The following is a 12038-nucleotide window of genomic DNA, read 5'->3' as shown; positions in this document are numbered from 1 at the left end:
GCAGGCCCTTCTGTGAGGTGTTCGGTTGGGTGGATGGAACCGGCCTGGTGGCCGGGTATGAGAGACGGCCTGTCACCGGGAGTGGTGACAGGCCGTCAGGGGTTACAGCGGGAGGAGGGGGTCCTCGTCGCCGTCGTCGCCGTTCAGCTCTCTCAGCCGGACGCTGATGGGATCGTCGTCGAGGTCTTCGACGGTGAGATCCAGGATGACTCCGAGATCCTCGGGCGCGAGGTCCTCGTCGTAGTACTCGGAGTCCTCGAAGTCCTCAGCCCTAGGGACGGGTGCGTCCGAGGGGTTCGTCGAGCGGATCCGTCGGACGTAGTCGTCGTAGCCGCCGGGTGCGTAGGACCCCCGGAAGCGCACGACCCGCTGGTCGGCCACGCTGGACTCGTAGAGTCCAACGCCGGGTTGGAAGCCTCGGACGTCCTCGACGTCCAGACCCTCGGGGATGCTCTCGTGGAGCATCTTGACGGCGTCACCTCGGTCGACTCGGTAGCTGATCCGACTTGGGATGTTGCTTCGGTCGCCGCCCGAGAGCACGGTCGTGTCGAGACGCTGGGCAAGAATCATGACCCGGATGCCGACCTTCGCCGCCTCGGCCAGGAGACGAGAGATGTGAAGATCGACCTTCGGGAGGAGCCGGTCGGATGGGCCAGCTCCTGACTCCTTGTCGCGAGCCTCGATGCCCCGTCGAAGCCCCGGGTACTCCTCCAGCACGACCATGAACAGCGGCCGCTGTTCGTCGAAGGTGTCGAACTTGTCTCGCGTTTCGGCCACGAGCTGACGAGTTCGCCGATCCATCTCGGCGACGAGCCGAGCGAGCAGCGCCTCGACCTTCTCAGGCTCTGACGTCCCCAGGACCTGCCAGTCGGCGTGGCGGGTGCCGATGAACGGGGCCAGCAGGATGCTCGAAGGGTCAACACCGGCCACGATGGTGTGCGGTGACGCTGCGAGGTCCGAGAGCACCGAGTAGGCGAAAACGGACTTGCCCGATCGGGTCTGCCCCTGGACCGCGATGCTTGTAGCCATCGTGGCGAGGTCGAGCTTCAGCAGCTCGCCAGCCTCGGACCGACCGATCGTGATCTCCGTTGTACCGACGGGCTCCGGTGGCGCGAGGAGCAGCTCCCTGAGCGGGTCGACGCGGCTGATCACCGATGCGACCGGTGAGAGCGACCGATCGGCCAGCCGCCACTCAGCGTGTCGCTGGAGTGGCAGTCGCAGCCCCTTCACGGCCTCCAGGAGCGCCTCACCGACCTTGGATGGCGACCCGGGCGCCCGGTGGACATGGACGTAGCGCAGGAAGTTGTAGTCGCCGTGCTCGATGGTGACGCGCACCTCGTGCGGCTCAGCTCGCAGCTCGCGGGCCAGAGCGTCGCGGACCATGATGTCGAGCGGCGGGGCATCCTGGAGGATCGCTTCATGATCGAACGGAGCGAAGCGCACCAGCTCCTGTCCCGTGAGGCGCCTCGAAACCGCAGCCACACGAGGGCCGTCGCCCTTGCCGACCGTAGCCGCCAGCGGCTGACGGTGGGCGAAGACCCGTGGGTCGACCTTGTCCGTCGAGAGGACGATCTGTGTGCCGTCGTCCGTGCGACGGACGCCCTCGACGCAGAACGCCCCCGGGGCGACCCCGAGGGCGTTCGTTGCTGCGCGGAGGAGACGTCGGCGATCCTTGCGGTCGTCGTAGGAGGCCGGAGCCTCGATCAGGTACCTCACTGAAGCTCCTTCTCTGAGATGACCACGACCCGGTCAGGTCGTGGCTGGGGGAGCGCCACCGGCGGTGACGCGTAGAGGCCCTCACTGTCGTGCACGACCTGGCGGGCTGCCAGGGTCGCGGCGCTCGCCTTGACGAGCTGGACACGCTCCGGTGAGGCCTCGGCGAGCTCGAAGTCCGGCATGTACTCGATGAGCCTGGCGGAGATCTCGCTCGCGTTCGTGAGGACCTGCGCCGGAGGTCGGTGCAGCGTGATCGCCACCGGCTGGGGCTTCGACCAGAGCGGCTGACGTCGGTAGGTGATCGCCCAACGGATCGGGTCCTCACCGATGAGGAGCTGCTCGCTGCCGAGGCGGAGTGACGCCGCCAGGGCGGGAGCCAGCGCAACCCGTCGTCGACGTTGCGCTGGGACTGACGCCTCAGCGCACCCGATGCAGGCTGCGATCAGGATGACCGCTGCCAGCTGAGTGGCGCTGCGCGTACCGCGCCACTCAGAGAAGGCGTACCACGCGCCTCCGGCCACAGCAGCAGCCAGGAGCGCGAGCGGCGCCCCGTAGATCAGGAGCCCCGGAACGGTCCGAGGCGAGACACGATGACCACGCCTCGCACCGCTGCGGCGTACCGCTGTGACACCCGCAAGGATCGCGGCACCGACCACGGCTGCCCACACCGTTCGGGTGTTGTAGTCGGTGTGCGGTGCGTAGCCCGCCAGGATGATCGCTGCGGCGACCGTGAGGCCGCTGCTGAGTCGGTCACCGAGGTCCCAGTTGGCCCTGAGTGCCATGCCAGCACTCGGGGTGACACCGACCATGCTCGCGGCATCCCGCCCGATCCCACCGAGGACAGGTGCGACACCGGACGACCGTGCGAGGTCACTGCGAACGCGGGCCTCCGACCACAGGGCTGCGAGCACGAGGACGACGGCCGCGACCGGCGCCACGCGCTCCGGCCATGTAGGCGTGGAGCTCGTCGACGACCAGAGCACGTACCCGAGGATCGCGATCGGTGCGAGCAGCACCGTGGCCCACACGCCGAGGCGGAGGGCCCTGCGCAGGAGCGGCCAGATGAGCAAGCGTCCAGCTGTGCGAGTGATGCTCATGCGGTGCTTCCTCTCGTAAGACGCGCTGCGACAGCCGCAGCAACGGGTAGCGCCCAGAGTGTGAGGTCAGCTGCGACCGAGATCGCTCCGGATGACCGAACGCACCACGCGAGGGCGACCACGGCGACTGCCGTGGCGATCGCCGGGATGGACGCCCGGGTGCGCCAGACGACGACCGACACGGCCGCGAAGATGGTCAGCCAACCCCACTGCCCGCCACCTTCGACGAAGGTGAGGATGACGCCTGCCACGGCGACCACGGCGAGCACCCCGATCGCGCTCGGGGATGGCCGGAGCGTCTCGGACGGGGCGTCGGTCGTGTCCATCTCGTCAGCCGGCTCTTCGACCTTGATGTCCGCGTACTCGTCGTACGAGGTCTCCTCGCCCCAGGTCTCCTCGGGCTCCGGCTCGTCGTCCTCAGCGGCTGCTGGAGCGGCCAGGGTGCGGTCGTACTCAGCGCGAGTGTCCGGATTCTTCAGTACGTCATGCGCACGGTTGACCTCAGCGAACCGGTCAGCGTCGCCGTCCGGCCTGTCGGGGTGCAGCTTCTTGCTGAGCGCCCGGTAGGCGGCACTGATGACCTCAACGTCGGCGGCGTCCTTCGAGACCCCGAGGGTGTCGTAGTGCGTCGTCATGGCCGTCTCCTCTCGATGGTCTTCTGGTCAGTGGGGAACTTCAGGTCGTAGGTGGTCTGGGTGACCTCCCACGCGGCGTCAGGCCGGTGCGGTCGGGTGGCCCTGACGACGACTGCCGTTCGCCCGTCCATGCGCAAGACGTTGACCTCCTGCGTGTCACCTGACGGCTTCGACCAGAGCAAGAAGTTGCCGACATGCGTGGTCGGGGAAGGTACGGCCGCAGCGAGCGTCGCCTGGACCGATGAGGGCAAGAACGCCTCCGCTTCCAGCGCGCTCTCGGCCTCGCGGTGAACGCCCGCACCGGCCGTACTGGTCGGTGCTGAAGGCTGTCGGAGAGCACCCGGGCCGACCACGCCCGTGCGACGCAGTGGGATCGACTCCTCGTCGACTGTGTGTGTCTCGAAGCGCGCCGTCCAAGGGCCTGTCGGCTTCATCGCGCCGGTCTCCGTCTGCACCAGAGGACGCGTTGCACGGATGAGGGTGACGCCCCTCTCCATGGCTCGGTAGCCGATGCGACGCTGCTCGAAGCCGGTCGCTGTGCGGTGCGCACCGCGCACCTGGACGACCGCCTCCGACCCGATCGCCCTGCCACTTGCACGGTCCGCGATGCCCGCCGGGGCGACGTCCGTCCAGGTGAGTGCGCGCTCGGTGAACTCCACGCCCGAGGTGCTCAGGCTGGAGGTCATCTCGCCGCGACCGCCGGGGGCACCGACGGCGCGGGTCGACTGCGTGAAGGTCGTCAATGATGTGGTCATCGGTGCTCCTTCCAGAGCGACGTTGTGAGTGCGTAGACGAGCAGGGCGAGCACGAAGGTTGCGGATGCGAGGTGGACGATCATCGCGACGGTCGTGCCGCTGAGGACTGCTGAAGCGGCGGTCAGTACCGCGACCGCCACGGCGATGACGAGGGCGCGCGTTCGAGTGGCCTGAACACGCACGACGAGGTCGCCGATGTACCGGCGAAGCGACAGCCCTGGAGTCCGTCGACGTGCGACGGCGAACGCCCCCGCGAGGAGGATCAACGGCCAGAGGATCGGAGTAGAGGCGGCGATCAGGACGACCCCCGAGAGCAGCCCGAGTGCGACCACGCCGAGCACCAGGACGGCGATGGCGATCGCCGCCCACTTGACGAGGGTTGCGACGAGTGACGGACCCTGCGGTGCCTCTTCAGGTGACTGCTTGCGGGTGAGTAGCTGCATCATCAGATCTCCTCGTGGGTGTAGGTCGAGCGGCGGGAGTGACGGGCGAGCGCGAAGCCGCTGCCGATCACTGTGGCGAGCCCAGCGATGCCCATGACGACCGCTTCCTGCCAGCCACCGGAGCGGCTGGTCGTATCGGGCGCAGGGGCGGGGTCGACCGGCTCAGTCACGTCAGCGCCGTCGTCGATCGGTCCGGCGGGGACCGGTGCTGGCGCAGGTGAACTGGTGGCTGGCGCGGCAGGTGGTGGCGCGGCGACCGTGACTGCGATCTGCCCCGGCTCGGCACTCACGACGGAGGTGAGGGCGTCATGCGGGGACCAGGCCACTCGGCACTCGCCGGGCTCGCCCGGCGCCGTGATGGCGACGGAGTTGATGCCCGCGCTGTATGTCCACTCGGCCGTGCACCCTCCGCTCTCGACGACGATGTTCGTGTCGTAGACAGCTGGATAGTCGGTCCCGCTCGTGAGCGACTCAATGTCGACTACTGTCTCGGCTCCAGGCGCCAGGGTGACTGACGTGTCTTCGGCAATGACGACGGGCGGGGTGTCGACGTCGTAGGCGGTTGCTGTACCCGCAGCCCCGACGAGGAGCACAGTTGTGATCGAGCTGATGGCAACGATTCGGTGCACGGTGTCTCCTCCTCGGAGCGTGTTCAAGGGGCGCCGGAGTTGGCGCTTCAAGATCTGTGGGGAGCGCTCTCAGACGCTCAGAAACCCCCAGAGCAGGTGCTCGAAGGGGAGGAGTGTGGCTCTCCCCGTTCTGACGCAGGTCTCGCGCTGCCCACGAACTCGCCGCCCGGAGGGGCAGATGTGTGTCAGCGACGGCCCGGTCGCTCGCGCGCGGGGCCAGCTCGATGGGAGAGGGGTTGTGTGTCGGCTCGGGCGCCGGGCCGTTCGTCGTACCGGTCCGCGCGGAGCGCGAGTGTGTTGGGGTTGGCCCCTCCGGCCCGGATCTTCGTGTGCTCACAGGCCGGAGGGGTGAGTGGGTGCGCAGACCACGGTGGATGATCGCCACCGGTGCAGGTCGAGCGCTTGGACTGCGCAGCGGGCGGGCTGCGCGAGGGTGTTGCTGGGTCCCTCCTTGTCTGGGGTTGTTCGCTGCGCGTGGGCCGGACCGAGTCGGCCAGCTGGATGTTGTGTGCCGTGGATGGCTCGCGCGCAGCGCTGGGGTGGACGGGTGGACTGGACCGTGCGGTCGGCAGTGAGCGGACCGCGCGGTGGTTCATGGGGTGGCCCGTGGGCCGGGTGGTGTGTCCGGGCGGACCGGGGCCGTGTGGTTCGTCGTACCGCCGGTCGGGCTGGACCGCGTCGGCTGGACCGGTGTGCCGGTCGGGCGACGGCGCCGGGCTGGACCAGCGCCGGGTCGCGCCCCGGCAGGCGCCACTTGGTATGGGGGCCTAGCGGCGGGGCTACCGAACCGCGCAGCAGTGCGCGGTCGGGCAGGTGTAGGTGCCGCCCCGGCCTGGTCCGGGGCGGCGAGTTCGAGTGGCCGTCATGGCCGGACACGGCGAAGCGCCCCCGTCCGGGTGGACGGGGGCGCTTCGGCGTGTGGTCTAGCTGCGAAACTGACGCCCGCGGAATCGTCACGCGGGCGAGTGCATCGCTCGCTCCTCGGCCACCGACCAAAGCAGGGAGGAGCTACCGTTTTCGGGTGCAGCAAGCTCCCCGGTGCGATGCGCTATGTCCCATAGTACCATGCCTTATAGCCGTGTGGCACCTGCAAGTCAAGTTTCGACTCGGCGTGTCGCAACCTAAGGGGTCACGTAGAGCGCGGACGAGCCCGGCTTGGTGCGGTGCACATGTCGCGTCCAGCCCAGTGCTTCCCAGAACCCGTCCGCGATCGAGTACGCGTGCAGAGGGCGGTCAGAGGTCCGGGCGAGGTGCTCCATCATGCGACGGCCGTGTCCCGCGCAGCGCGCGTCCGTCGCGACCTCCATCGTCACGATCCACGCGTGCATGTGAGGCTGACGAAGGCCGTACTCGTAGCCGGACTCGTCCGCCGGCTGAAGACGTGCCCGTGCCACCGCACGGTTCAGGTGCGTCATCTCGAACCACTGCTCACCGGACGGCGGTCCGCACTCGTCCTGCCAGTCGTCGAAGTCGAACCGGTCGTCGTCGTCGAACGCTGGGTAGAGGAGTTTGCCGACGGTGAGCGTGGGAACTAGACGGATGTTCATGAGCGGGTCCCCGTTGTCCTTCCGCGTCGAGAGACGAGCGTGTCGGGCCTCAGAAGACCAGCCTGTAACTCTTCGGTTCGACCTTCTCGACGATCCGCTTCGCCACCAGCGATCGCAGGACCCGCCTCGCCTCCTCCTTGCCGTCGGGGTAGTTCGCTCGAAGCTCCTTGCCGCGCACCGACTTCCTGAACAGCTTGCCGGTGCTAAGGCGAGCAATCCGACGCACCATCTCCAGTTCGTCGTCCGGAAGCCGTTTCACCGACTCGATCAGCTCTGGCAGAGCGGTGGCGCCAGCCTGGGCGGCCGAGGATGTCGCGTCGTCCGGGTTCACGATCAGAGTCGCGACAAGTTGCCATACAGCTGCCTTCAGGCTCTCTGAGATGCGGGTGAGGTTCACGTTCGTGCTGAGTATCTGGAGCGAGTAGGTCGGCACCTCGGCGATGCTGTCAGCGCTCGTAAGCGGGGGCTCGAAGGCCGCAGCCAGCGTGGCATCGCCGTCGACGATCTTGGCGAGCTCATCCAGCGCGAAAGTGTCGATGCTTCTCGTGTCGTAGCCCAGGGCCCTGATTGCTTGGACAATCTGTCCTTTACTTGTCATGAGCCAAAGGCTTGCAGGTTCATGCTGGTCTGGCGGAGGAGGCGCGCCGGGAGGTGCGGGTGATGCGAACGAGGACCTGCGAGCGCGAGGGCGCGGGCTGCCACTGCAGCCTGACCATCCTCTCGCACGGCACCTTCTGGCTCAGTCCACAGCTTCGAAGGTGAAGAACGCGTCGTACCTTGATCCTTCAGGGTGCTCGTGCCGTATGCCGCCAGCGGCGTCCCAGAAGCCGCGCACGCTCGACAGTGCGCACACGGGCCGATCACGGTAGAGCTCTCGTAGGAGGCCTACTGCATGGAGGCCGAGCCCGCCTCGGTGCGCCGTTGCCGCCACCTCGAACATGCGGATCTCGACGAAGCCTTCCTGCGGAGCGCGCACGCCATAGCCGCTCCCCACGAACGATTGTTCGTCGACCTCGACGCGGACAAGATCCTTCCCGGCGCGACGGATGGCAAACCACACGGTCCCGCGCGTCGTGTAGTCGGTCCAGGTGCGGAAGCGGAAGTTGCCATCATGATTGAAGCCCGGGAAGATCGCGCGGCCCTGCACCCGGGTGTCCACCATCTCCAGTTTCATGTGCAGAGAGTAGCCCGCTCGTAGTGCGGGGCTTGACCCTGGACCAAGGCTGCGCCAGGGTCATTGACTCGGACTATCGCAAGGGGCTGGGCATGACTGAAGGTGACTTCGACCTGGAACCGCTGTCGGAGGAGGAGTACAACGAGCAGGGGTCGTTCTCTTTCCCTCCGCCTCCTCGCTCGCTCGGTCAGGTCGTGCGCTTCTGGCGCTCGGTCCAGATCTCGGACAACGTCCTTCTGCGGATGTCGCGGGAGTACGAGCGTCACCAGTACGGACTGCGCGAACAGGCTGTACGTGAGCACGGGCAGGCGAACCCGGAGCCGTCACAGATGCGTGGTCATCGGATCAACCCTGACTATGAGACCTGGATCGCTGGTCAGAACAATGCTGAGGCAGAAGTCGACGCGGAGCACCCGCGTTCCATCCCGCCACACTGGGCTCGCGGACTCGCACGCGCCACCATGCTGATGAAGCAGGCAATCGATCTCGACCTCGACCTTGTCGACCTTGAAGACGACCGCGTCTACGAGTACCAGGTTGGTGGTGGACCTAGCGGCCAGAGAGTGTTGCTCTCCTACATCGATGTCGGGTCGCGAGGTCAGATGCGGGTCAGTGACGCGCTGGAGACGTTCCGCACGATGGATCTCGACGGAGACGTCTGGTTCGATCAGAGTGCTAGAGACATCGCCCTGATCGCGGAGGCTGTCGCTTCTCACTTGGCGGAAGGGGAGTAGCCAAAGCGGTCGTCCGGCAATCAGGCCGTGGCTGACCGACCAGTGGCCGGTGATGTAGCTAGTGATGCGCTAACCAGGGCAGCTTGCGTCAGCAGGATCGGCATGTTTCTGCGGCTGGTGAGGATCGTGATGCGTGATGAGCGAAAAGCGCCCAAGAACCTCTCCATATATGAGCCTTCCCCCTCTCTCTAACTTTTGGACTTTCAGAGAAAGAGCTTCATCACCACATCACTATGCTCACTAGCCGCATGATCCTGCGGCTGAGAGGTGATGTGGAAACCCGGGTCTTGCCACATCACGCCACATCACCCACATCACTTGAAGCGTGAACCAAACACAACAGCCACCCCACGCGTCGTGGGGCGGCTGTTGTCAGCGGGTCTCAGAAGTCCTGGTCTCCGGTGTAGTGCGACTCGGGTGCCCGGAGGGAGCGAACGAAGCGACCGTTGCGAGGGCGCACCTCACCCGACCTCGACGTCGTCGCCTTCTCGTCGGCGGGGTGCCCGGCAGCCTTCAGGAAGTCGGGGAATGCCCGGTCCCCGAGGGTCGCACGCTGACCCGTGGAGCGAGCCCAGCTGGCGTACGCGACTCGCAGCTCAGAGAGCATCGCGACACCCTTCAGGCCATCGCGCTCGTCCTCGGGGATCACCTCGACGTGCTCGGTGAGCCACGTGGTGAGGGGGTTCACGTCGGCCAGGTACTTCTCACGACCTGCGAGCACGCATGCAGGAGGCTGAAGGGCTGCCTGGCCACCACCTCGCGCGTACCAGGCAGCTGCACCCCTGATCGCCCACGCAAGTACGACGTCGAGCGCTTCGGGGGTACGCAGGCGGTCGCTCAGGCCCTCGTCGATCACGGCTGGGCTCGCCGTGAGGTGCACGGGATAGAAGCGGTTGATCAGTCCCGCGTCGGTGCTCGGCAGGCGCAGCTTGCCGTTGCCGAGCAGCAGCGGGGTGCACCTGGACCGCCACGCACGTGCGCTGCCATAGTTCGCGCGCGACTCGATCAGCTCGCCCGAGCTGATCATCTTGACCAGGTTGGGGTCGAAGGCGGCGTGCGCCGCCTCGTCGATGCCGACCATCCGCATGCCTTCGAGGGCCTGGAGAGCCTCCTGCGGTGCACCGCCCGCAGTGGTCTGGATCGCTCCGATGCCAACGGTGGTTGCGTACCCGGGGCCGCCCTTCAGAACTCCCTGCTGACCTCCACCGAGCGCCTTGAGCAAAGCGCCCAAGACAGTGGACTTGCCCGCGTTCGGGACGCCCCAGATATGTGAGAAGAGCCTGGGGGACCGGCCACTGCAAGAAACGCCAGCCATGGTGGCGAACCACTCGGGGAGGTCGGCGTCCGTGGCGGCATAGCCGTCCAGAACCGTCTGGAGGTCGGCGCTGACGGGGATGTCCGAGCGTCCGGACCCGAGCGCGATCTTCGTGCACATCGCGGCCGGGTCGTGCGGGCGGAGCTCGCCAGTGCGCAGGTCGACGATTCCATCCTGGCAGTTAAGGACGTCATCATCAGCGTCCCAAGCGTCAAGGGGAACGCTGACGCCAGGGAGAGTGTGAAGCAGGGAAGCCACGGCACGCAGTCGGGAAGCGCTCTCGAAGCTCATGGCGGCACCGATGTGCTCGCTACGGGCTGTCGCCATACGGTCAGCGAACGGCTCGTCACCGCTCGCGGGTGCAATGTGCTTGAGCTCCTCACGCTGCATCCCCTGCCGCAGTGTCGTCACGATTGTCTGGATGACCGCTGCCTCAGTTGCCGCGAGCCACACGCGGCCGTCCCACCGGCGCCAGGAACCGCCGGTGGGACCTTCGCTCGTCCATCGCCACACGAGACCGAAGTACCCGCCCCATCGCTCAGCGATGCCGAGGTCCGTTCGCGCGCACCCGACGACCTCGGACGCGACGCTGGGGTCGGGCAGGCTCGTCGTCGAGATCTCGCCTGCGGGGATGGTTGCCAGGTCCCCGGTCGCAGAGACTGTCAGCGACCTTGCGGGAGCTAGCGGGTACTCGGACGCGAGACCGTCGGCGTCGAGGCCATCGACCGCGTCCAGGATGGCGTCGATGTCTGCGTCGTGGCGAGCGACGACGCGCGCAGCGAGCCCGGCGTCACCAGCGCACAGCCGCTGGATGAGAACATCCCACGCGGAAAGGACGTGACCGTCGGTGTTCCAGTCGGCCTGCATGCGCGCACCGTGGACTGCGAGTCGCTCGACACCGTCGTCGTCCTGGTGGATCTGTGCGTGCGTGTCACCGCGAGCGAAGGAGCCGTCTTCTCGTGGGTAGATCCAGCGCACCTGCGAGCTGTCAGCCGGGCGCAGCCCCAGGTGGATGAGGAGCTGAGCGAGCGCACCGCTTGACCGAGCGAGGCGGTCACCGGGGCGGTCGCTGGAGTCTCCAGCTACGACTGCCTTCGTCCGTGTCGCTGCGACAGGCGCAGCAGCATCCGGCGAGGGCAGGTACGCGACGATGTCGTCGACGTCGTACCGGCGCCCCGGCTGAGCGTCCTCGATTGTGACGGGCACGCCCTCGCCACCACGCTTGCGGTTCATGGTGCCTGCGGGGCGCAGGACCCGTGCTGCGTCCAGCGCGACGCCCTTATCCCATGCATACCCGCGCGAGGTCGCGTCAGCGGTCCACCATGCGTCCCAGGCGGCAAGCGTCTCGCGCCCTTCGGAAGTGTTCGGGTCGAGGAGCTCGTGCAGCGCCCAGTAGGCGTGTACCCCTCCTCCGCTGTTCACGACAAGCGAGGGCGGACCCCAAGGGGTCGAGGCGAGCATCTCAGCAACTTGCGCACGCGTCGGGTGGGGGAGGCCGTCGGCTGACGCCGCGTGTGCACCGTCGGCTGTGTCGGCGTCGATGAAGAGCCCCGGGAGGCCTACGACGTCGATGGCCTTGCCGCGACCAGTCGCGGGTGCCTCGGCGAGGCCTCCGACCATCATGTAGGTGCCGGTCGCGGTGCGGTCGGTGCGCTCGATGAGCGTGTACGTCGCGTCGACGTCGTCGATGGGAGCGCAGCCTGCGAGGCCGAACCGCTGGCGGTCGTCTCCCCACATGCGGGAGACGGCGAGGACAGCACCCTCCGGCCATTCGTGTGCACCCCAGAGGATGGAGTGCATCAGGTCCCACTGCTCAGCGGGCGATGCGGAGGCGATGCGGTCGGTGGTGCTGGGTGAAGCGGAAGCGATGGTCATGGTCGGTGGCCCTTGCTCTGCGAGGCATCAGACTGCCTCGTGTCGCGGGTCCCGGAAGACGACCGATCTGACGACCGGCCGAGGGACACACCCCCACTGACGTGGGGTAGGAACACTG

The 12038-nt window shown here is 67.3% G+C and carries 11 protein-coding genes; 1 reads left to right on the top strand and 10 read right to left on the bottom strand.

The window, feature by feature from the left end; genetic code table 11:
* Window positions 1–102: 102 nt before the first annotated feature.
* From ASG53_RS12050 to ASG53_RS12010, 9 genes are all read right to left on the bottom strand, one after another.
* Window positions 103–1716, bottom strand: a complete 1614-nt coding sequence (locus ASG53_RS12050) for an FtsK/SpoIIIE domain-containing protein (RefSeq protein ID WP_056133227.1) — start codon at window positions 1714–1716, stop codon at window positions 103–105.
* Window positions 1713–2813 carry a hypothetical protein gene (locus ASG53_RS12045; RefSeq protein WP_056133224.1) on the bottom strand — a complete coding sequence of 367 codons (1101 nt, stop codon included), beginning with the start codon at window positions 2811–2813 and terminating at the stop codon, window positions 1713–1715. Before ASG53_RS12045 ends, ASG53_RS12050 begins: the two co-directional genes overlap by 4 nt.
* Window positions 2810–3448, bottom strand: coding sequence for a J domain-containing protein (locus ASG53_RS12040; RefSeq protein ID WP_056133217.1), 639 nt, complete (start codon window positions 3446–3448; stop codon window positions 2810–2812). The genes ASG53_RS12045 and ASG53_RS12040 overlap by 4 nt, the downstream gene beginning before the upstream one ends.
* Window positions 3445–4203: a hypothetical protein gene (locus tag ASG53_RS12035; RefSeq protein WP_156382770.1), complete on the bottom strand. Its 759-nt coding sequence runs from the start codon at window positions 4201–4203 to the stop codon at window positions 3445–3447. The genes ASG53_RS12040 and ASG53_RS12035 overlap by 4 nt, the downstream gene beginning before the upstream one ends.
* Window positions 4200–4649 carry a hypothetical protein gene (locus ASG53_RS12030; RefSeq protein ID WP_056133212.1) on the bottom strand — a complete coding sequence of 150 codons (450 nt, stop codon included), beginning with the start codon at window positions 4647–4649 and terminating at the stop codon, window positions 4200–4202. Before ASG53_RS12030 ends, ASG53_RS12035 begins: the two co-directional genes overlap by 4 nt.
* Window positions 4649–5275 carry a hypothetical protein gene (locus ASG53_RS12025; RefSeq protein ID WP_156382769.1) on the bottom strand — a complete coding sequence of 209 codons (627 nt, stop codon included), beginning with the start codon at window positions 5273–5275 and terminating at the stop codon, window positions 4649–4651. Before ASG53_RS12025 ends, ASG53_RS12030 begins: the two co-directional genes overlap by 1 nt.
* A 1121-nt stretch (window positions 5276–6396) precedes the next feature.
* On the bottom strand, window positions 6397–6822 hold the full coding sequence (locus ASG53_RS12020; protein ID WP_056133207.1) for a GNAT family N-acetyltransferase: 426 nt from the start codon (window positions 6820–6822) through the stop codon (window positions 6397–6399).
* 49 nt (window positions 6823–6871) lie between these two features.
* Complete coding sequence (locus ASG53_RS12015) at window positions 6872–7420, bottom strand: hypothetical protein (RefSeq protein WP_056133204.1); 549 nt, start codon at window positions 7418–7420, stop codon at window positions 6872–6874.
* 141 nt (window positions 7421–7561) lie between these two features.
* Window positions 7562–7996 carry a hypothetical protein gene (locus ASG53_RS12010; protein WP_056133202.1) on the bottom strand — a complete coding sequence of 145 codons (435 nt, stop codon included), beginning with the start codon at window positions 7994–7996 and terminating at the stop codon, window positions 7562–7564.
* A gap of 92 nt (window positions 7997–8088) precedes the next feature.
* Here ASG53_RS12010 and ASG53_RS12005 point away from each other — a divergent pair, with 92 nt between their 5' ends.
* Entirely contained in the window at window positions 8089–8730 is a 642-nt protein-coding gene (locus tag ASG53_RS12005) for a hypothetical protein (protein WP_156382768.1), read from the top strand.
* A 382-nt stretch (window positions 8731–9112) separates the two neighbouring features.
* Here ASG53_RS12005 and ASG53_RS12000 read toward each other — a convergent pair whose 3' ends face one another.
* Complete coding sequence (locus tag ASG53_RS12000) at window positions 9113–11920, bottom strand: hypothetical protein (RefSeq protein ID WP_056133196.1); 2808 nt, start codon at window positions 11918–11920, stop codon at window positions 9113–9115.
* Window positions 11921–12038 lie beyond the last annotated feature (118 nt).

Source organism: Sanguibacter sp. Leaf3 (assembly GCF_001425965.1).
Classification (GTDB): Bacteria; Actinomycetota; Actinomycetes; order Actinomycetales; family Cellulomonadaceae; genus Sanguibacter; species Sanguibacter inulinus.
Note: the sequence above shows the minus strand (reverse complement) of the source record. Positions and strands in the feature narration are given on the sequence as shown.